20 protein-coding genes and 1 tRNA gene are annotated in these 18,625 nt (G+C 67.7%); 16 read left to right on the top strand and 5 right to left on the bottom strand.

The window, feature by feature from the left end:
* Positions 1 to 124: 124 nt before the first annotated feature.
* On the bottom strand, positions 125 to 1,483 hold the full coding sequence (locus J3367_RS16680; protein ID WP_024351118.1) for a substrate-binding protein: 1,359 nt from the start codon (positions 1,481 to 1,483) through the stop codon (positions 125 to 127).
* A 433-nt stretch (positions 1,484 to 1,916) separates the two neighbouring features.
* Here J3367_RS16680 and J3367_RS16685 point away from each other — a divergent pair, with 433 nt between their 5' ends.
* The 7 genes from J3367_RS16685 to J3367_RS16715 are packed head-to-tail and all read left to right on the top strand — an operon-like array spanning position 1,917 to position 9,228.
* Complete coding sequence (locus J3367_RS16685; RefSeq protein ID WP_024351119.1) at positions 1,917 to 3,080, top strand: isovaleryl-CoA dehydrogenase; 1,164 nt, start codon at positions 1,917 to 1,919, stop codon at positions 3,078 to 3,080.
* Entirely contained in the window at positions 3,081 to 4,688 is a 1,608-nt protein-coding gene (locus J3367_RS16690) for a carboxyl transferase domain-containing protein (RefSeq protein ID WP_024351120.1), read from the top strand.
* 19 nt (positions 4,689 to 4,707) lie between these two features.
* Positions 4,708 to 4,875 (top strand): hypothetical protein, encoded by a 168-nt coding sequence (locus tag J3367_RS16695; RefSeq protein ID WP_155898498.1) that lies wholly within the window; start codon positions 4,708 to 4,710, stop codon positions 4,873 to 4,875.
* Positions 4,872 to 6,890: an acetyl-CoA carboxylase biotin carboxylase subunit gene (locus J3367_RS16700; protein WP_202814815.1), complete on the top strand. Its 2,019-nt coding sequence runs from the start codon at positions 4,872 to 4,874 to the stop codon at positions 6,888 to 6,890. The genes J3367_RS16695 and J3367_RS16700 overlap by 4 nt, the downstream gene beginning before the upstream one ends.
* Complete coding sequence (locus J3367_RS16705) at positions 6,887 to 7,549, top strand: glutathione S-transferase family protein (protein WP_024351122.1); 663 nt, start codon at positions 6,887 to 6,889, stop codon at positions 7,547 to 7,549. Before J3367_RS16700 ends, J3367_RS16705 begins: the two co-directional genes overlap by 4 nt.
* Entirely contained in the window at positions 7,546 to 8,412 is an 867-nt protein-coding gene (locus tag J3367_RS16710; protein ID WP_421461812.1) for a hydroxymethylglutaryl-CoA lyase, read from the top strand. Before J3367_RS16705 ends, J3367_RS16710 begins: the two co-directional genes overlap by 4 nt.
* A 33-nt stretch (positions 8,413 to 8,445) precedes the next feature.
* The gene (locus J3367_RS16715) at positions 8,446 to 9,228 is read left to right on the top strand and encodes a crotonase/enoyl-CoA hydratase family protein (RefSeq protein ID WP_024351124.1); all 783 of its coding nucleotides are present in this window, start codon (positions 8,446 to 8,448) and stop codon (positions 9,226 to 9,228) included.
* Between the two features lie 49 nt (positions 9,229 to 9,277).
* On the opposite strand, the gene J3367_RS16720 is transcribed toward J3367_RS16715, so the two are convergent.
* Complete coding sequence (locus J3367_RS16720; protein WP_421461815.1) at positions 9,278 to 10,348, bottom strand: zinc ABC transporter substrate-binding protein; 1,071 nt, start codon at positions 10,346 to 10,348, stop codon at positions 9,278 to 9,280.
* Positions 10,349 to 10,461: 113 nt separating this feature from the next.
* Here J3367_RS16720 and J3367_RS16725 point away from each other — a divergent pair, with 113 nt between their 5' ends.
* From J3367_RS16725 to J3367_RS16745, 5 genes are all read left to right on the top strand, one after another.
* The gene (locus J3367_RS16725) at positions 10,462 to 11,379 is read left to right on the top strand and encodes a metal ABC transporter ATP-binding protein (RefSeq protein ID WP_024351126.1); all 918 of its coding nucleotides are present in this window, start codon (positions 10,462 to 10,464) and stop codon (positions 11,377 to 11,379) included.
* Entirely contained in the window at positions 11,369 to 12,193 is an 825-nt protein-coding gene (locus J3367_RS16730) for a metal ABC transporter permease (protein WP_024351127.1), read from the top strand. The genes J3367_RS16725 and J3367_RS16730 overlap by 11 nt, the downstream gene beginning before the upstream one ends.
* Positions 12,190 to 12,603: a Fur family transcriptional regulator gene (locus tag J3367_RS16735; protein ID WP_024351128.1), complete on the top strand. Its 414-nt coding sequence runs from the start codon at positions 12,190 to 12,192 to the stop codon at positions 12,601 to 12,603. The genes J3367_RS16730 and J3367_RS16735 overlap by 4 nt, the downstream gene beginning before the upstream one ends.
* Positions 12,604 to 12,740: 137 nt before the next feature.
* Positions 12,741 to 12,817, top strand: a tRNA-Pro gene (locus tag J3367_RS16740).
* A gap of 232 nt (positions 12,818 to 13,049) precedes the next feature.
* Positions 13,050 to 13,952, top strand: a complete 903-nt coding sequence (locus J3367_RS16745) for an MBL fold metallo-hydrolase (RefSeq protein WP_024351129.1) — start codon at positions 13,050 to 13,052, stop codon at positions 13,950 to 13,952.
* Position 13,953: 1 nt separating this feature from the next.
* On the opposite strand, the gene J3367_RS16750 is transcribed toward J3367_RS16745, so the two are convergent.
* From J3367_RS16750 to J3367_RS16760, 3 genes are all read right to left on the bottom strand, one after another.
* Positions 13,954 to 15,087 carry a YeeE/YedE family protein gene (locus tag J3367_RS16750; RefSeq protein WP_029703294.1) on the bottom strand — a complete coding sequence of 378 codons (1,134 nt, stop codon included), beginning with the start codon at positions 15,085 to 15,087 and terminating at the stop codon, positions 13,954 to 13,956.
* Positions 15,088 to 15,167: 80 nt separating this feature from the next.
* Entirely contained in the window at positions 15,168 to 15,545 is a 378-nt protein-coding gene (locus tag J3367_RS16755) for an ArsR/SmtB family transcription factor (RefSeq protein ID WP_024351131.1), read from the bottom strand.
* 1 nt (position 15,546) lies between these two features.
* Positions 15,547 to 15,930 carry a hypothetical protein gene (locus tag J3367_RS16760; protein ID WP_024351132.1) on the bottom strand — a complete coding sequence of 128 codons (384 nt, stop codon included), beginning with the start codon at positions 15,928 to 15,930 and terminating at the stop codon, positions 15,547 to 15,549.
* Between the two features lie 162 nt (positions 15,931 to 16,092).
* On the opposite strand from J3367_RS16760, the gene J3367_RS16765 reads away from it, so the two are divergent.
* The 4 genes from J3367_RS16765 to soxY all read left to right on the top strand — a co-directional run bounded on the left by J3367_RS16765 (position 16,093) and on the right by soxY (position 18,587).
* Positions 16,093 to 16,827, top strand: a complete 735-nt coding sequence (locus J3367_RS16765; RefSeq protein ID WP_024351133.1) for a cytochrome c biogenesis CcdA family protein — start codon at positions 16,093 to 16,095, stop codon at positions 16,825 to 16,827.
* A gap of 96 nt (positions 16,828 to 16,923) precedes the next feature.
* Positions 16,924 to 17,508 (top strand): thioredoxin family protein, encoded by a 585-nt coding sequence (locus J3367_RS16770; RefSeq protein ID WP_024351134.1) that lies wholly within the window; start codon positions 16,924 to 16,926, stop codon positions 17,506 to 17,508.
* Between the two features lie 152 nt (positions 17,509 to 17,660).
* Complete coding sequence (gene soxX / locus J3367_RS16775) at positions 17,661 to 18,119, top strand: sulfur oxidation c-type cytochrome SoxX (RefSeq protein ID WP_029703298.1); 459 nt, start codon at positions 17,661 to 17,663, stop codon at positions 18,117 to 18,119.
* Positions 18,120 to 18,131: 12 nt separating this feature from the next.
* On the top strand, positions 18,132 to 18,587 hold the full coding sequence (gene soxY / locus J3367_RS16780; protein ID WP_024351136.1) for a thiosulfate oxidation carrier protein SoxY: 456 nt from the start codon (positions 18,132 to 18,134) through the stop codon (positions 18,585 to 18,587).
* The last annotated feature ends 38 nt before the right edge of the window (positions 18,588 to 18,625 follow it).

Below are 18,625 nucleotides of genomic sequence, written 5' to 3' on the forward strand. Positions count from 1 at the left end.
CGAGCGGCAGTTCGATTGCCTCGTGTCGCCGTCGCCCGCTGGGCCGGCGCCTGTCGTCTTGATGTCTGCGATGCTGGACGGTCGCCGGCATGTCTGCCGGCGACCTGATCGGGTCAGGATGCGATCAGCATTCCTTGGCGTCGTAGGGACCGAGCTCGCCGCCGAAGATCGACGCGTCGTAGGTCACGTCGTCGCGCGGCACGACCTTGACGATCTCCATCAGGTCGAACTGGTTGGTCGGCTCCTGCTTGCCGCGCACCACCAGCACGTCCTTGAAGCACTGGTGGTCCTCGGCGCGGTAGAGCGTCGGGCCATTGCCCATGCCGTCGAACTCGAAGCCTTCCAGCGCCTTGATCAGCTCCGGCGGATAGAAGGTGCCGGCGGTCTCGGCGGCGTTGGCGTAGAGCAGCGTCTGGACGTAGCAGGTGTGGGCGGCCTGCGACGGCGGGCTGCCGTATTCCTCGCCGAAGGACTTCGAGAACGCCTTGGTGGCGGCGTTGTCGAGCTTCCAGTCCCAGTTGGCGGTGCCCAGGATGCCCTTCACGGCCTCGCCCGCACCCTGTGCCATCAGCTCGGAGAACAGCGGCACGACGATCTGGAAGTCCTTGCCGTTGACCTGCTTGGAGCGCATGTCGAACTGGGTGACGGCCTGGCGCAGCGAATTGACCATGTCGCCGCCGTAATGGTTCAGGATCAGGACGTCGGCGCCCGAATTCAGGACCGGCGTCAGATACTGCGAGAAGTCGCCGGCGCCGAGCGGGGTGCGAACGGCCTCCACCGTCTCCCAGCCCAGCCCTTCGGTGGCGTTCTTGATCGACTCTTCCTGGGTCCAGCCCCAGGTGTAGTCGGCGGTCAGATGGTAGGCGCGGCGGTCCTTGCCATATTCCTCGGCGAGGATCGGGCCGAGCGCCTGGCCGGACATGTAGGCGTTGAAGAAGTGGCGGAAGCCGTAGCGCCGCTTGTCCTTGCCGGTGGTGTCGTTGGAGTGGGTCAGGCCGGCCATGAACATCACGCCCATGTCCTGGCAGAGCGACTGCACCGCAACGGCGACGCCCGAGGACGAGCCGCCGGAGATCATGATCGCCTTGTCGGCCTCGATCATGCGCTTGGCCGAGGCGCGGGCCGCGTCGGACTTGGTCTGGGTGTCGCCGGTCACGAACGCGACCTTCTTGCCCAGGATGCCGTTGCCCTTGAGGTTGGACGGCTGCATCGTCGACAACATGCCGCCGTCGCCTTCGCCGTTCAGGTGCTTGACCGCCAGCTGGAAGGCGCGCAGCTCGTCGGCGCCTTCATCCGCATACGGACCGGACTGCGGCACGTTGAAGCCGAGCGTCACGGTGCCACCGGACGGGTTGTTGCAGAATGCCTGATCCTGCGCCCAGGCCCCGCGCGTGAAGACATGCGGCATGGCGAGACCGGCCGTGATGCCGGCGCCGGTCGTCAGCAGTCGACGACGGGTCCATCCGTCCTTGTAAAATGCCATTGGTCACCTCCCGATTATCCCATTCCGGCCGTAGCGGCAGACAGCACGACATGTCGATCGTCCGCCCCAGATCCCGCCGGATGACGCGCATCGTCCACGAGTCCGCGGTTTTCGACTATAGTACTTTCGGATGAACCGGCTTCGACGTCTGTCCTATATTGTCCCTCCGTGCGATAATGCAGCGCAATATTGCAATGCAGCAATATCAATCTGCACCACGACTGGCCGGTTGCTGGCGGGGCGCGAGCCGGCGTCGGGCCGGGCCCGCCGGATGACGCATGGCGGTCGCTGCGACCGGCTGGCGAGTTGACCTTCGCACGGGGAGGGGAGACCTTCGCCGCCAATGCCGGCAGCCGGGATGAGATCGGCACGATTCGCGGTCGATCCCGAACGCCCGTCCTCAGGACGGTCGGGGTCAGGGAGGAACAGGACGATGTTCGACAAGAGCATGAATTTCGCGCTTGGCGAGGAGATCGACGCGCTGCGCGACATGGTGCGCCGCTTCGCGCAGGAGCGGATCGCCCCCCGCGCGTCGGAGATCGACCGGACCAACGAATTCCCCAACGAACTCTGGAAGGAGCTCGGCGCCCTCGGGCTCCTCGGCGTCACGGTGGAGGAGGAATATGGCGGCTCGGCCATGGGCTATCTCGCCCATTGCGTCGCCATCGAGGAGATCTCCCGCGCCTCGGCCTCGGTGGGCCTGTCCTACGGCGCCCATTCCAATCTCTGCGTCAACCAAATCCGGCGCAACGGCACTGCCGAGCAGAAGGCGAAATATCTGCCGAAGCTCGTCTCGGGCGAGCATGTCGGATCGCTCGCCATGTCGGAATCCGGCGCCGGCTCGGACGTTGTCGGCATGAAGCTGCGGGCCGACAAGCGCAACGACCGCTTCGTCCTCAACGGCACCAAGATGTGGATCACCAACGGTCCCGACGCCTCGACCCTGATCGTCTACGCCAAGACCGATCCGGATGCCGGCCCGCGCGGCATCACCGCCTTCCTGATCGAGAAGGACATGGCCGGCTTCTCGACCGCCCAGAAGCTCGACAAGCTCGGCATGCGCGGCTCCAACACCTGCGAACTGGTGTTCCAGGATTGCGAGGTGCCCTACGAGAACATCCTCGGCGAGGAGGGCGGCGGCGCAAAGGTGCTGATGAGCGGCCTCGACTACGAGCGCGTGGTGCTCTCCGCCGGCCCCCTCGGCATCATGGCCGCCTGCCTCGACGTCGTCGTGCCCTATGTCCACGAGCGCGAGCAGTTCGGCCAGCCGATCGGCGAGTTCCAGCTGATGCAGGGCAAGCTCGCCGACATGTATGTCACGATGAATGCCTGCCGGGCCTATGTCTACGCGGTAGCGGCGGCCTGCGATCGTGGCGAGACCAGCCGCAAGGACGCCGCCGGTTGCATCCTCTATGCCGCCGAGAAGGCGACCCAGATGGCGCTGGAGGCAATCCAGGCGCTGGGCGGCAACGGCTATATCAACGACTATCCGACCGGCCGGCTGCTGCGCGACGCCAAGCTCTACGAGATCGGCGCCGGCACGTCGGAGATCCGCCGCATGCTGATCGGCCGCGAACTGTTCCGGGAGACCGCGTAGGTGGCGGTCCTCACCTCGTCCATCTCGCCGCGCTCGGACGCCTTCGCGGCCAATCGCGAGGCCATGGCCCGGCAGATGCAGGCGGTCGAGGTGGCCGCCGAGGCCGCCATGGCGGGCGGCGGCGACAGGGCCCGCGAGCGGCATCTGTCACGCGGCAAGCTGCTGCCGCGCGACCGGGTGGAGGGCCTGCTCGATCCCGGCTCGCCCTTTCTGGAGGTCGGCCTGTTCGCCGCCCACGGGCTCTATGACGACGCGGTGCCGGCTGCCGGCATGATCGCCGGCATCGGCCGGGTGGCGGGCCGCGAGGTGATGGTGCTCGCCAACGACGCCACGGTGAAGGGCGGGACCTACTTTCCCACCACGGTGAAGAAGCATCTCAGGGCCCAGGAGATCGCCGAGCAGAACGGCCTGCCCTGCGTCTATCTGGTCGATTCCGGCGGCGCCAATCTGCCGAACCAGGACGAGGTCTTCCCGGATCGCGACCATTTCGGCCGCATCTTCTACAATCAGGCGCAGATGTCCGCGAAGGGCATTCCTCAGATCGCCGTCGTCATGGGCTCCTGCACCGCCGGCGGCGCCTATGTGCCGGCGATGAGCGACGAGACCATCATCGTGCGCAACCAGGGCACGATCTTTCTCGCCGGCCCGCCGCTGGTGAAGGCGGCCACGGGCGAGGTGGTCTCGGCCGAGGATCTGGGCGGCGGCGACGTTCATACGCGGCTGTCCGGCGTCGCCGACCATCTGGCCAACGACGATCTCCACGCGCTGGAACTCGCCCGCCGCGCCGTCGCCAATCTGAACCGGCCGAAGCCGTTCACGGTGGAACTGCAGGCGCCCGAGGCGCCGGCCTACGATCCGGACGAACTGCTCGGCATCGTGCCGGCCGATCCGAAGACGCCCTACGACGTGCGCGAGGCCATCGCCCGCATCGTCGACGGCTCGCGCTTCGACGAGTTCAAGGCGCGCTACGGGCCGACGCTGGTCTGCGGCTTCGCCCATGTCTGCGGCATCCCGGTCGGCATCGTTGCCAACAACGGCGTGCTCTTCGCCGAGAGCGCCGTGAAGGGTGCGCATTTCGTCGAGCTCTGCTCGCAGCGCAGGATCCCGCTGGTCTTCCTGCAGAACATCACCGGCTTCATGGTCGGCCGCGCCTATGAGGCCGGCGGCATCGCCAAGCATGGCGCCAAGCTGGTCACCGCCGTGGCCACCACTTCGGTGCCCAAGGTGACCATGCTGATCGGCGGCTCCTATGGCGCCGGCAATTACGGCATGTGCGGGCGGGCCTACAGCCCACGTTTCCTGTGGACCTGGCCGAACAGCCGCATCGCCGTGATGGGCGGCGAGCAGGCGGCCGGCGTGCTGGCGACGGTGAAACGCGACGGCATCGAGCGGCACGGCGGCGAATGGTCGGCCGAGGAGGAAGCCGAGTTCAAGCGCCCGACGATCGAGATGTTCGAGCGCCAGAGCCATCCGCTCTACGCTTCCGCACGCCTCTGGGACGACGGCATCGTCAATCCTGCCAGGACCCGCGAGATCCTGGCCCTGTCGCTCTCGGCCTCGCTGAACGTGCCGATCCCGGAGACCCGGTTCGGCCTGTTCCGGATGTGATCTGACATCGGAAGCGACGATGAAACACCCGGTCATTCTGCAGCTCGACGAGACGATGCTCGAAAGCCTCGGTGTGGGTGCCGGGCGGAATCGTCTCTCTGTGGAAATGGCATTCGGCGCTAACTTGGCTGACGCGGCGGCGCGCGCACTGAATAATAGCTGGTCCAATCTGCCGGAGATCGCATGATGCCTGCACCAATCCGATCTCTCCTCATCGCCAATCGTGGTGAAATCGCCTGCCGGGTGATCCGCACGGCGAAGCGGCTTGGCATCCGTACCGTCGCTGTGTTCTCCGACGCCGATCGCGATGCGATGCATGTCGCCATGGCCGACGAGGCGGTGCGGATCGGCCCCGCGGCGGTGGCCGACAGCTATCTGCGCGGTGACCGGATCATCGAAGCCGCCCGCCGCACCGGCGCGGACGCCATTCACCCGGGCTATGGTTTCCTGTCCGAGAACCCGGATTTCGTCGACGCCGTCACGGCGGCGGAGCTGATCTTCGTCGGTCCGTCGGCTTCGGCGATCCGGGCTATGGGCCTGAAGGATGCCGCCAAGCGGCTGATGCACGAGGCCGGCGTTCCGGTGGTGCCCGGCTATCACGGCGACGAGCAGGACCCCGAGTTTCTGGCCGGCGAGGCCGACCGGATCGGCTATCCGGTGCTGATCAAGGCGCGCGCCGGCGGCGGCGGCAAGGGCATGCGCCGGGTCGACGATCCGGTGGAGTTCCGCGCCGCGCTGGAGGGGGCGAGGCGGGAAGGGGAGGCGTCCTTCGGCGATCCCCACTGCCTGATCGAGAAATATGTCGAGAAGCCGCGGCATATCGAGATCCAGGTCTTTGGCGACAGCCACGGAAACGCGGTGCATCTCTTCGAGCGCGACTGTTCGCTGCAGCGGCGCCACCAGAAGGTGATCGAGGAAGCCCCGGCGCCGGGCATGCCGGACGAGATGCGCGCCGCCATGGGCGAGGCGGCGGTCACGGCGGCCAAGGCGATCGGTTATGCCGGCGCCGGCACGATCGAGTTCATTGTCGACGCGTCCGACGGGCTGCGGCCGGACCGGTTCTGGTTCATGGAGATGAACACCCGCCTGCAGGTCGAGCATCCGGTCACCGAGGCGATCACCGGGCTGGATCTGGTCGAGCTGCAATTGCGCGTCGCCTCCGGCGAGCCGTTGCCCTTCGCCCAGTCCGATCTGGCGATCGACGGCCACGCCTTCGAGGGGCGGATCTATGCCGAGGATGCGGCGCGCGGCTTCCTGCCGGCGACCGGCACGCTGACCCATCTGCGGTTTCCGGCGACCGGCGCCCGCATCGATACGGGAGTGCGGGAAGGCGACCGGATCACTCCGCATTACGACCCGATGATCGCCAAGTTGATCGTCCACGGGCCCGACCGCGCCAGTGCCCTGGGGCTGCTGCGCGCCGCGCTGGCCGAAACCCGCATTGCCGGGTCGGTGACCAATGTCGCCTTCCTGTCGCGGCTGGCAAGCCATGCGGGTTTCGCCGCCGGCGACGTCGACACCGGCCTGATCGGCCGCGACCAGGAGGCGCTGACCGCGCCGGAAGGCCGCTCCACCGAAGCCGCGGCAATCGCCGCGCTGGCGCAGCTCGGCCATGTCCCGGCAGCCGGCGACGAGTCAGGCGATCGGGACGCCGATCCCTGGGCACGCCTGCGCGGCTTTCGCGCCTGGGGCGTTGCCCGGCAGGCCGCGCGCTTCGAAGGCGAGGGGAACACCCGCCGTGACCTCATCGTCTCCGATCTCGGCAGGGGTCGCTTCTCGGTCGCAGCCGAGGGGGAGGCTTTGGAGCTGGTGCTGGCCGAATCTCCCGGCGGCGACACGATCCGCATCGAGGCCGATGGCCGCGTCTTCGGCGCCGCAATTTCCCGTGAGCCCGACGCATTGACCGTCTTCCTCAACGGGGCGGCCCATCGTTTCGCCGATTACAGCGCCATGGCCCATGCCGACGAGGGCGCCGGCGGCGACCGCGTCGCCGCCCCGATGCCGGGTCTGGTCAAGCTGGTGGCCGTGAAGGCCGGCGCCATGGTGACGAAGGGCGAGGCGCTGATCGTGCTCGAGGCCATGAAGATGGAGCACACGCTGAAGAGCCCGCGCGACGGCAAGGTCGCCGAACTGCTGGTGGCCGAGGGCGATCAGGTCGAGGATGGCGCGCTGCTTCTGGCGCTGGAACCGGAGGCCGGATGACCCTCACCCTCCACCATTGCCACGAGGCGCGCTCGATGCGCTCGCTCTGGCTGATCCACGAGCTGGGGCTGGACGCGGACGTGATCGTCCATCCTTTCGGCCGCGAGTTGCGCGATCCCGCCTACCTTGCGGTCCATCCTTTGGGCCGGGTGCCGGCTCTGATCGACGGGCCGGTGACTTTGTTCGAAAGCGGCGCCATCGCCGAATATCTCTGTGAGACCCATGGCCGCGACTCCGGCCTTTGGCGGGCGCCCGGCACGCCGGAACGGGCCGAATGGCTGCAATGGCTGCATTATGCCGAGACCGTCTCGGTGCATGTGGCGAGCCTGACCCAGCAGATCCTCGTTATCACCGATCCGGCGTTGCAATCGCCGACCCTCGTCAAGCTGGAGACGCGGCGTCTGGAAAAGGCGCTCGGCGTTGTCGCGGACCGGCTGGAGGGCCGCGACCACCTGCTGGCGTCCGGCTTCTCGGCGGTGGATGTCGGGGTCGGCTACAGCATCCACATCGCGCGGCTGTTCACCGACCTCGCCGCGTTTCCGCAGGTCGCGGCCTATTATGCGCGTTTGTCCGAGCGGCCGGCCTTCCGTGCCGCGCTGCCGGCCCCGGATGCGGCCCATCGCATCTATACGCGCGAACGCTATTTTGAGCCGTCATGACCGACATCACCCTCTTCGAGATGAGCCCGCGCGACGGGCTGCAGAACGAAAAGCGCCTGATCGCCACGGACGACAAGATCCGGCTCGTCGACCTCCTGTCCGCCTGCGGTTTCGCCAAGATCGAGGTGACCAGCTTCGTTTCGCCGAAATGGGTGCCGCAACTGGCCGATGCAGCAAGCGTGCTGGCCGGCATCGCCCGGCGGCCGGGCATCGCCTATACGGCGCTCACGCCCAACCTGCGCGGCTTCGAGGCGGCGCGCGCGGCGAAAGCCGACGAAGTGGCGATCTTCGGTGCGGCCTCGGAGAGCTTCAGCCGCAAGAACATCAATTGTTCGATCGCCGAGAGCCTCGAACGGTTCCGCCCGGTGGCGGAGGCGGCGAGGGCCGCGGGGGTACCGGTGCGCGGCTATGTCTCCTGTGTCACCGACTGCCCCTATGAGGGACCGGTTGCACCGGGCGCAGTGGCCGCCGTTACCGAGGCGCTGCTCGCCATGGGTTGCTACGAGGTCTCGCTCGGCGACACGATCGGCCATGGCACGCCCGAGACCATCGCCGCGATGCTGACGGCGGTGCTGGACGTCGCGCCGGCCGGGCGGATCGCCGGGCACTACCACGACACCACCAACCGGGCGCTCGATAACATCGCCGCCAGCCTGGAATTCGGCCTGCGAACCTTCGATGCCGCCGTCGGCGGACTGGGCGGCTGTCCCTATGCGCCCGGCGCCAAGGGCAATGTCGACACGCTGAAGGTCGACGCGCTGCTGCGGGAGCGCGGCTTCGAAACCGGGCTGGACCCCGCCGCGCTGGCAGAGGCCGCCGCCTTCGCCCGCACGCTGCGGCCGGCCGAGCCCGCGGACGCCTGATCGCATGACGGCCGGCAGGGTCGGGGAGACACCATGACCGACACGATCCGCATCGACACCGACGAGAGGGGCGTCGCGACGCTCACCCTGACGCGGTCCGAGCGCCACAACGCCATGGATGCGGCGATGATCGGCGAATTGCACGCGGCGGCGCGCCAGCTCGGGGGTGATCCGGCGGTGCGGGTGGTCGTCCTGACCGGCGAAGGGCGCAGCTTTTCGGCCGGCGCCGATCTGAACTGGATGAAGGCCCAGTTCGCCGCCACCCGCGAGGACCGCATCGCCGAGGCGATGAAACTCGCCGGCATGCTCAGGGCGCTGAACGAATTGCCCAAACCCCTTATCGGCCGGATCAACGGCCAGGCCTTCGGCGGGGGTCTCGGGCTGATCTCGGTCTGCGACGTCGCCATCGCCAGCGACGCGGCGCGCTTTGCCTTCACCGAGGCGAAGCTCGGCCTGATCCCGGCGACGATCTCGCCCTACGTCCTGGTCCGCATGGGCGAGGGCCGGGCCCGCCGGGTCTTCATGTCGGCCCGGCTGTTCGGCGCGGCCGAGGCTGTCGATCTCGGGCTGCTGGCAAAGGCGGTTCCGGCGGACGAGCTGGATACCGCGATTGCAGCCGAAGTGACGCCCTATCTCGCCTGCTCGCCCGCCGCGGTGGCGGCGTCGAAGGCCCTGGCCCGGTCGCTGGGTCCGGTCATCGACGATGCGACGCTGCAGGAGACCGCCCGCCGGCTGGCCGACACCTGGGAGACGGCCGATGCCCGTGAGGGCGTCGGCGCCTTTTTCGACAAGCGGGCTGCCGCCTTCGCCGGCTGACGACGTCCGGTCTGCGGCCGCCTCGTGGCGCGGCCGCGGATTGGTCGGTCTATTCGCCCGCGAGGCAACTCCGCAGCGAGCCGACCAGATTGCCGATCAGGGTGAAATACAGCTCCGGCCCCTCGGGGATGTCTGCGCCTTCCGGGTCGAGCACGCCGGAACGCGCCGCCGATCCCTCGATCGCCACGTCGACGAGCTGCGGCTCGAACTGGGGTTCGGCGAAGACGCAGGCAGCGCGGCTGTCGCGCACCTTCGCCTGGATCTCGGCGATCCGCTGGGCGCCCGGAAGCCGATCGGGGCTGACGGTGATCGAGCCCGCCGCCTTCACGTCGAAGCGGTGCTCGAAATACTGGTAGGCGTCGTGGAAGACGATAAAGGGCGTGCCGCGGACCTCGGCGAGCTGCCCGTCGATCTCGGCGATCAGCCCTGCCAGCCGCGCGTCGAGCTCTTTGGCATTTTCCTGGTACGTGGCGGCGTTCTCGGGGTCGGCATCCGCCAGGACGCTGGCAATATGCGCGGTCATGGCGCGAGCATTCAGCGGGTCGAGCCAGACATGCATGTCCAGCTCGCCATGACCGTGGTCATGCGCATCCGCGCGATGGTCGCCCTCGTGACCGGCATGAGCATCCACTTCCCCGGCGTGCCCTCCGTCCTTGTGGTCGCCGTCGGCCTGCGCATGGTCTTCATGGCCGGTCTCGCCATGCTCACGGCCCTCATGCCCGGCCTTGTCGTCTCCCTCATCCTCATGCTCCTCGAACGGACCGCCCTCGCGGAAGGGCAGTGTTTCCAGGCCCGGCGTGTCGACCAGTTCAACGCTGGTGGCGTCGCTCGCCATCGTTCCGATCGGCTTGACGAGGAACGTCTCCAGCGCATCGCCGACCCAGAAGACGATGTCGGCGTCCTGCAGGGCTGCGGCATCCGACGGCTTCATGGCGTAGGTATGCGGCGACGCCGAACCCGCGACCAGCAGCGTCGGCTCGCCGACGCCCGCCATGACCGACGAGACGAGCGAATGGACCGGCTTGATCGACGCAATGACCTTGGGCGCCTCGGCCTGTGCCGGCGCGAAGGAGGCCAGCGACGTGGCGCTGGCGAGAAGCAGGAGGCGAAGCATGCGCATGGGAGAACCTTCCAGTGTCAAAACGGAGCGATATGTTATGTCATAACGTCTGGCTTGCGTAATGCTATAACGTCTGCCATATCGCCCGACAAGCCCTCATTCGCAGGTATCGCATGCGCCACCAGCCTCCGACGGAACCGAACGCCCTGGTTGAAATGCGGGGGGTCGGCGTGCGCCGGTCCGGCCGCTGGCTGGTGCGCGGCATCGACCTGACCTTGCGGCGCGGCGAGATCGTCACGCTGATCGGGCCGAACGGCTCCGGCAAGTCGACGACGGCCCGCAGCGCCATCGGCGTGCTGACCCCGGACGAGGGCACGGTGCGCCGCGCCGCGAAGCTGACCATCGGCTATGTCCCCCAGAAGCTGTCCATCGACTGGACCCTGCCGCTGAGCGTCGAACGGCTGATGACCCTGACCAAACCGGCCACGCGGTCCGCCGTCGAGGCGGCGCTGGCGCGCGTCGGCATCGGGCATCTGGCACGCTCGGAAGTGCATCACCTGTCCGGTGGCGAGTTCCAGCGGGCGCTGCTGGCCCGCGCCATGCTGCGCAAGCCCGATCTCCTGGTCCTCGACGAACCGGTGCAGGGCGTCGACTTTTCCGGCGAGGTGGCACTCTACGATTTGATCTCCGACATCCGGGACAGCGAGGGCTGCGGCATCCTGCTGGTCTCCCACGACCTGCACGTGGTGATGGCCAAGACCGACACGGTGGTCTGCCTCAACGGCCATGTCTGCTGCCAGGGCTCGCCCCAGTCGGTCGCGTCCTCGCCGGCCTATCAGCGCATGTTCGGACCCCGCGCCGCCGAGACGCTGGCGATCTACGCCCATCATCACGATCATGCCCATCTGCCCGACGGGCGGGTGCGCTTCGCCGACGGCACCATCGGCGACGAATGCACCCCCGTCACCGGGCACCGTGGCGCGCACGATCACCACGCCGGCCATGACCATCATCACCACGGGCCGCACGCGTCACCGGCCGAAGCCGAGAACGCGGGCACGACTAGCAAGGAGCCCGTCGATGCTCGATGATTTCTTCGTCCGCGCGGTGCTCGCCGGCATCGGCATCGCGCTGGTCGCGGGCCCGCTCGGCTGCTTCGTCGTCTGGCGGCGCATGGCCTATTTCGGCGACACCATGGCCCATTCGGCGCTGCTCGGCGTCGCCCTCTCCACTGCCTTCGAGATCGACCTGATGCTGGGCGTTTTCGGCGTCGCCGCGATCGTCGCCGCCGCGCTGGTCCTCCTGCAGCGGCGTGGCGGGCTCTCCACCGATGCGCTGCTGGGCATCCTGTCCCATTCCACGCTCGCCCTCGGACTGGTGCTGATCGCCTTCATGACCTGGGTGCGGATCGATTTGATGGGCTTCCTCTTCGGCGACATTCTTGCCGTCTCCCGCGTCGATCTCCTGGCGATCTATCTCGGTGGGGTGGTGATTCTCGTCAGCATGCTGTTCCTGTGGCGCCCGCTGCTGGCGTCGACGGTCAGTTCGGAGCTCGCCGAGGCCGAGGGCCTTTCGCCCGAGCGGACCCGCTTCCTGTTCATGCTGCTGATGGCGCTGGTCATCGCCATCGCCATGAAGATCGTCGGCATCCTGCTGATCACCTCGCTGCTGATCATCCCCGCCGCCACCGCCCGGCGCTTCGCCGCGACGCCGGAGCTGATGGCGCTGCTGGCCGCCGGAATCGGCGCGGCGGCGGCGGCGGGCGGCCTCTTCGGCTCGCTGCATTTCGACACGCCGTCGGGCCCGTCCATCGTCGTCGCCGCGCTCGTCCTGTTCCTTGTCAGCCTGCTGCCTTGGCCGCTGCGCGGCGCAGCGCGCGACCCGGCCGCGGAGGCATCGCGATGAGCGCCCGACCGAATCTCACCCGCAACCAGAGCCTCGTCTTCGACACGCTCGACGGGGCGGACGAACCGCTGAGCGCCTACACCATCCTCGATCGTCTGCGCGACGAGGGGTTTCGCGCGCCGCTGCAGGTCTATCGCGCCCTCGACAAGCTGATCGATTGCGGCCTGATCCACCGGATCGACAGCCGCAAGGCTTTCGTCGCCTGCACCCATCCGGGCGAACATCACGGCAGCGCCATGATCGCCTTTGGCATCTGCGAATCCTGCGCCCGCGTCTGGGAATTCTCCGACGATGTGATCTGCGAGAGGCTGCAGGGCTGGGCGGAATCGGAAGGGTTCCGGCCGGTGCGCACCTCGATCGAGATCAACGGCCGCTGCGCCGAATGCAGCCGGAACGAGGCCGGAACCTGAGCCGTCCGGGGCCCGACCGGGAAGCCGCGATCACCTTGCCGGCACCGCCGGCGGAAAATGCGAAATTTGCACGACAGAATGCGTGATCTGCGCTTGCAGGCGAAGGACACCGTCGCTATACACCGCGGCGCAGGTCACGGAGTGTAGCGCAGCCTGGTAGCGCACCTCGTTCGGGACGAGGGGGTCGCAGGTTCGAATCCTGCCACTCCGACCAGCACTTCTCCGAAGACGGTGTTAGTCTTCGTCGAGCGCACGATTTCCCGATCATTCTCTCAGACGTTCAGTCGCTGTTCTGCGGCGTGCGCGGAAGCTGCCGGCGCAGGCGTTTCGCGCCTTTGCCCCGCGACGGCCAGGGCAACGCACGCGGGCTCGGCCCTCTCTCGACGCCTATACATCGTGAAAAGCGCATGTATGAATGCGGCCAACGGGTTTGACGGGAGGATGCCATGATCACGCGACGCAATCTGATGGTTGGCGGGGCCGCCCTGGCCGGCGCGATCGCGGCCGGGGGTACGGTCCGCGCGGCATCGCCGGCCGATCCGCTGGCGACACTCAGCGACGGTCATCTGGAACTGCCGGCGTCGTTTCTCCTGTCCCGCCTGCCGGACGAGGATCGCGGGCAACTCGGTCTTCCGGCGACGGGCGAGGGGGCGGTGCTGACGCCGCCCTGCAATCTGACCCTTTACCGCAGCGGCGAGCGTCTGGTCCTGTTCGATGCCGGCTCCGGCCCGAACTTCATGCCGAGCGCCGGCCGCCTGCCGGACAGTCTCGACGCGGCGGGCATCGACCCCGGCGCGATCACCGACGTCATCTTCACCCACGCCCATCCCGATCACATCTGGGGCGTCCTCGACGATTTCGACGAGGTCGCCTTTCCCGGGGCGGCCTTTCACGTCTGTCGCACCGAGTGGGATTTCTGGCGCTCCGAGGCGGCGCTGACCGGATTGCCGGAGGAGCGGCAGAGCTTCGTGGTCGGGGCGCGCAGCCGCTTCGATGCCATCGAAGAGAGGACCACGCTGTTCGACGCCGGTTCCGAGCCCGTTGCCGGCGTCGAGGCGATGGCGGCGTTCGGGCACACGCCGGGCCATTGCGCCTTCGTGCTGCACGGCCTCGATGCGCCGGCGATGGTGGTCGGCGACGCCATCTCCAACGACCCGGTCTCTTTCGCACGGCCGGATCTGCCATGGGGCGCCGACCAGGACCCCGAGATGGGCGCGGCGACCCGCCGCCGTCTGCTCGACCGCCTGGCGGCCGACAGGCTGCGCTTCGTCGGCTTCCACCTGCCGCAGGGCGGGCTGGGCCGTGTCGAGGCGGACGGAAACGCCTATCGCTTCGTGCCGGAAGCGTGAGCTATTCGGCCGGCCGCCGCTCGATGCCGCGGAAGGCGTGGCGGATCGAGCCTTCGAGAATATAGGCGAGGCCCAGCCGCGCGCCGATGGCGATCGAGATCAGCACGATCGGCGCCGAGATGGTGAGCAACGAGGCGGCCGAGATGCCCTGGCCGATCGTGCAGCCCAGCGAGAACACGCCGCCCACCCCCATCAGCATGGCGCCGACGAGGTGCCGCGACAGCTCGCGGGCGTCGTCGCAGGCTTCCCAGCGCACATCGCCGCGACGCCAGGCGGCAAGCGCCGCGCCGATGACCACGCCGAGGACGAGCCCGACGCCGTAATCGGGGAGGACGCCGGTATAGGCGACGATCTGCAAGATCAGGTCGCCGGGCGGTACCACGAAGGAGGCGCTTTCCACCTGCACCGGCGCGAAGGAGAGGCCGGCGACATGCGTCGTCGCCAGCCAGCCGAAGGCCACGGCCGCGCCGATGACGATGCCGGCGAGGAGCTTGCCGCGGTCGGCGCGGAAACTGGCGGAGCGGAAGACCCAGGTGCCGAGCGCCGCGAGGACGACGAGGCTCATCAGCCATCTGAGGTCGCGGCCGGCAAGCGCGCTGGCGACGGCGCCGAGCGTCTGGTCGGGCGCCCCGAGCCGGGTCAGGTCGTAGGCCTGCGAATCGACGAGGGCGACGCGGCCGAGCGCCAGAATGCCGCGCTGGGCGGCGAGAGCCGACAGGCCGAGAACGATGATGACCACCAGCCCGCGCAGCGAGCCGCCACCCAGCCGCACCAGCGCGCCGAAGCCGCAGGTGCCGACCAGTGCCATGCCGACACCGAAGGCGAGGCCGCCGAGGATCGCCCCGGTCCAGCCGAAGGCGGGGGTGAGATAGAAGCTCTGCTCCGGGGTGAACTGCCCGGCAAGGACGAGAAGCTGGGTGAGCAGGATAGCGACGAGAATGGCGAGGCCCCAGGCGCGCAGGCCGTTGTCGTCGCCGGCGTACCAGCGTCGTTCCAGCGCCGAGAGGGTGCAGAAATGATGTCTGCGGGCGACATAGCCCATCGCCGTGCCGGCGAGCAGTCCCGCCAGCGGCAGCGCAAGGCCGCTTTCCACCAGCATGTCGGTGCCTCCCGAGCGCCCGAGGGGCGCATCCATCTGCGAGCCTATGCCCGGCCCGCAGCGCTTACAAGCCGATCGCCGTCGTACCCGGCGGGCTACTCACCCGCCGAAGACGCTCAGCGCGGCGCGTCCGGCGCGCCTCTGACGGGCGCGCAGAACAATTCGTACAGCGTCCCGATCAGCGACGTGACCTCCTCGCTGGCGAGGCTGTAATAGACCGTGCGCCCCTCGCGCCGCGTCTTGACCAGCCGGTCGAAGCGCAGCCGGGCGAGCTGCTGCGACACCGCCGCCTGGGGCATCGACAGGATCGACTCGATGTCGCCGACGGAGCGCTCTTTCTCCGACAACAGGCACAGGATGACGAGCCGCGTTTCGTGCGACATCGCCTTCAGGAGATCGCTCGCCTTTCGGGCCTGGGCGAAGAACGCCTCGGTCTCCTCCGGAGAGGTCGAGGGATCGAATTTGGGAACGGCCCAGTTGGTCAGATTGCTCAAGTCACTCGCTCGGTCGGGTCGGTGCGTGCGAAGCCGCGGTCCTGGCCGGCAGGTCGGCCAGCATGTCGTCGAGAAGGCCCCAGAAGAAGTCTTCCCCGGGATAGCCGCGCAGCCGCGCGATCTCCCGGTCATTGTCGACCAGAATGAAGGTCGGTGTCACCCGCTCCGGTGCAATATGCTGCAGATCGTCCGGCCACGGCTCGCTGACATCGACCCGGCGCAGCGGCGCGGTGCGGCCGGCCTCGGTCTTCGGATAGGCCGGCGCGATCTCGGCGTCGAAGCGCGCGCACCAGATGCAGCCGGGCCGCTCCAGCATTAGGAGTTCGGCGGCAAGGGACGGGCTTGCGGTCACACCCAGCAGCGTCCATGCGAAGACCGCGGCCACGATCGACCGTCCGAATCGCCCAACGGGGCGGCGCGGGCGCCCGGTCAGTGGAATTGCAATAGATGATAACATATGCATTCTTCTATCTAATGGCCGGATCCCGCCGGAGCAAGCCGGCGACCGTTGCTGGCCTCAGATAAGTTCGCAATCGGAAACGTCCAAATGCTCGATGTCGGCTATGGCGCCGCACTGCTGGCGGGGCTTCTCAGCTTCGTCTCGCCCTGCGTGTTGCCGATCGTTCCGCCCTATCTCGCCTATCTGGCCGGGCTGAGCTTCGACCAGGTTCGCGAACGCGGCACCGAACCGGCCGTGGCGCGGCAGATCATGCTGGCCTCGCTGGCCTTCGTGGCCGGTTTCACCACGGTCTTCGTCGCGCTCGGCGCCACGGCGAGCCTGGTCGGGCAGGTGATCGCCCAATGGTTCGATGTCCTGTCGGTCGTTGCCGGCATTATCATCATCATCATGGGCCTGCACTTTCTCGGCGTCTTCCGGCTGTCGCTGCTCTACCGCGAGGCGCGGGTGAACGTCGCCCAGAAGCCCGCCGGGCCGCTCGGCGCCTATGTCATCGGCCTCGCCTTCGCCTTCGGCTGGACGCCTTGCGTCGGGCCGGTGCTGGCGGCAATCCTGTTCGTCGCCGGGTCGCAGGACACCGCCTTGCGCGGCGCCGGGCTGCTGGCCACCTATTCCATCGGGATCGGCGTGCCGTTCCTGCTGGCCGCCGCCTTCGCCACAAGGTTCCTGGCCTTCGCGGCACGGATGCGCCGGCACATGGCGACGGTCGAGAAGATCATGGGCGGCGCGCTGGTGTTCACCGGTATCCTGTTCGTCACCGGACAGATGGCCACCATCTCCTACTGGCTGCTCGAGACCTTTCCGGTCTTCGCGACGATCGGCTAGAAGGAAGCCGGCCGCTCCGGGGCGGCGGGCGCATGCAGGGCAGGCGGGGCCTCCAGTCGGTCTCGCCAAGGATGATCGCACGTCGAGGAGGACGATATGGCACGGATCTTCATGCTGTCGCTGGTGGCGTTTCTGGCCGCGATGACGCTGTCTCACGCCGCCGAGATCGGCGACGATGGCCTGCACAAGCAGCCCTGGTTCTCGCTGTCGTTCCGGGACGTCGCCGAGGACATCGAGACCGCCCGCGAGGAGGGCAAGCGCCTCGCCATCGTCTTCGAGCAGCGCGGCTGCATCTACTGCCGCAAGATGCACGAGGAGGTGCTGTCCGATCCGCAGGTGCGCGACTACATCACGGCGAATTTCAACGTGGTGCAGTACAACATGTTCGGCGACGAGGAGGTCACCGATCTGGACGGATCGTTGCTGTCGGAGAAGACCGCGGCCCGCCGCTGGAGCGTCGTCTTCACCCCGACCATCCTGTTCATGCCGGAAATTGCCCCGGAGGACGGAACCGTCGGGGAGGCGGCTGTCGCGACCATGCCCGGCGCCTTCGGCAAGTCGACGTTCCTGCATATGTTCCAGTGGGTTCGCAAGAAGGGCTATGAGGGCGACGAGCACTTCCAGAAATACCATGCGCGCAAGCTGGCGGCCGACGGCGGGGCGATGGAAACGACCGAATGACTTGCTGCAGTGCAGCAAGATTATTGCACTGCTACAATACATTCGAAAATAACAATACTTGAATTGATGTCGCCGTCCTGCTTTACTGGGTCGACAGGATCGAAGCAGATCGGCTACCCAAAGCCGACATTCGGGAGGAAGCCTTGTCCATGATGCGTTCGTTCGCGCTGAGCCTTGCATTGTCCGTGGCCCTGACGCCGCTGGCACTCGCTGCAGAAACCGCCCCGGCCGATGTGTCCTTCGCGGACATGGCGGTGGCGGATTCGCTGACCGGTCAGCCGGGCGACCCGGTCGAGGGGCGCAAGGTCTTCGCCAATCGCGGGCTCGGCAACTGCCTTGCCTGCCACATGGTGCAGGACCTCGAAAGCGAGCTCTTCCACGGTAATGTCGGACCGGCGCTCGATGGCGTCGCCGAACGATGGGAGCCGGGCCAGATCCGCGCGATCGTCGCGAACGCCAAGGAAATCTTCGGCGAGCAGACCATCATGCCGGGCTTCTACACGCTGGATGTCGGCGTGGACGTGGCCGAGAAATTTCAGGGCAAGACGATCCTTTCGGCCCAGCAGGTCGAAGACGTCGTCGCCTATCTGGCGACGCTCAAGGGCGAATAGGAAGGACATTCCATGTACGTGACGAGACGCAAGCTTTTCGCCCTGTCCGCCGGAGCGGCCACGGCGGGCATGTTCGCCTTCGCGCCGGGCCGGGCCTTTGCCACGGTCGAGGCGACCGAAAAGGCGCTGTCGGACTTCACCGGCGGCAAGACGCCGGAGAGCGGCAAGATCACCCTGACGGCGCCCGAGATCGCCGAGAACGGCAACACCGTGCCGATCTCCGTCGATGTCGAGAGCCCGATGACCGACGACAGCTACGTGGAATCGGTCACGATCTTCGCCGAGGGCAATCCCAATCCCGAGGTCGCGACCTTCCACTTCACGCCGATGAGCGGCGCCGCCGCCGCGACGACGCGCATCCGGCTGGCCAAGACCCAGAACGTCATCGCCGTCGCGAAGATGAGCGATGGTTCGACCTATTCGGATCGCAAGGAAGTCAAGGTGACGATCGGCGGCTGCGGCGGCTGACGCCGAGGCGACCGCTTCACCCACGAGGATCGATGCGT

It is taken from the genome of Aurantimonas sp. NFXS3 (assembly GCF_049132005.1).
Taxonomy (GTDB): Bacteria; Pseudomonadota; Alphaproteobacteria; order Rhizobiales; family Rhizobiaceae; genus Aurantimonas; species Aurantimonas coralicida.

Excerpts from the sequence above, each read along its gene's own strand:
- J3367_RS16680 (WP_024351118.1), bottom strand. The coding sequence starts at position 1,483 with ATGGCATTTTACAAGGACGGATGGACCCGTCGTCGACTGCTGACGACC.
- J3367_RS16685 (WP_024351119.1), top strand. The coding sequence starts at position 1,917 with ATGTTCGACAAGAGCATGAATTTCGCGCTTGGCGAGGAGATCGACGCG.
- J3367_RS16695 (WP_155898498.1), top strand. The coding sequence starts at position 4,708 with ATGAAACACCCGGTCATTCTGCAGCTCGACGAGACGATGCTCGAAAGC.
- J3367_RS16700 (WP_202814815.1), top strand. The coding sequence starts at position 4,872 with ATGATGCCTGCACCAATCCGATCTCTCCTCATCGCCAATCGTGGTGAA.
- J3367_RS16705 (WP_024351122.1), top strand. The coding sequence starts at position 6,887 with ATGACCCTCACCCTCCACCATTGCCACGAGGCGCGCTCGATGCGCTCG.
- J3367_RS16710 (WP_421461812.1), top strand. The coding sequence starts at position 7,546 with ATGACCGACATCACCCTCTTCGAGATGAGCCCGCGCGACGGGCTGCAG.
- J3367_RS16715 (WP_024351124.1), top strand. The coding sequence starts at position 8,446 with ATGACCGACACGATCCGCATCGACACCGACGAGAGGGGCGTCGCGACG.
- J3367_RS16720 (WP_421461815.1), bottom strand. The coding sequence starts at position 10,348 with ATGCGCATGCTTCGCCTCCTGCTTCTCGCCAGCGCCACGTCGCTGGCC.
- J3367_RS16725 (WP_024351126.1), top strand. The coding sequence starts at position 10,462 with ATGCGCCACCAGCCTCCGACGGAACCGAACGCCCTGGTTGAAATGCGG.
- J3367_RS16730 (WP_024351127.1), top strand. The coding sequence starts at position 11,369 with ATGCTCGATGATTTCTTCGTCCGCGCGGTGCTCGCCGGCATCGGCATC.
- J3367_RS16735 (WP_024351128.1), top strand. The coding sequence starts at position 12,190 with ATGAGCGCCCGACCGAATCTCACCCGCAACCAGAGCCTCGTCTTCGAC.
- J3367_RS16745 (WP_024351129.1), top strand. The coding sequence starts at position 13,050 with ATGATCACGCGACGCAATCTGATGGTTGGCGGGGCCGCCCTGGCCGGC.
- J3367_RS16750 (WP_029703294.1), bottom strand. The coding sequence starts at position 15,087 with ATGGATGCGCCCCTCGGGCGCTCGGGAGGCACCGACATGCTGGTGGAA.
- J3367_RS16765 (WP_024351133.1), top strand. The coding sequence starts at position 16,093 with ATGCTCGATGTCGGCTATGGCGCCGCACTGCTGGCGGGGCTTCTCAGC.
- J3367_RS16770 (WP_024351134.1), top strand. The coding sequence starts at position 16,924 with ATGGCACGGATCTTCATGCTGTCGCTGGTGGCGTTTCTGGCCGCGATG.
- soxX (WP_029703298.1), top strand. The coding sequence starts at position 17,661 with ATGCGTTCGTTCGCGCTGAGCCTTGCATTGTCCGTGGCCCTGACGCCG.
- soxY (WP_024351136.1), top strand. The coding sequence starts at position 18,132 with ATGTACGTGACGAGACGCAAGCTTTTCGCCCTGTCCGCCGGAGCGGCC.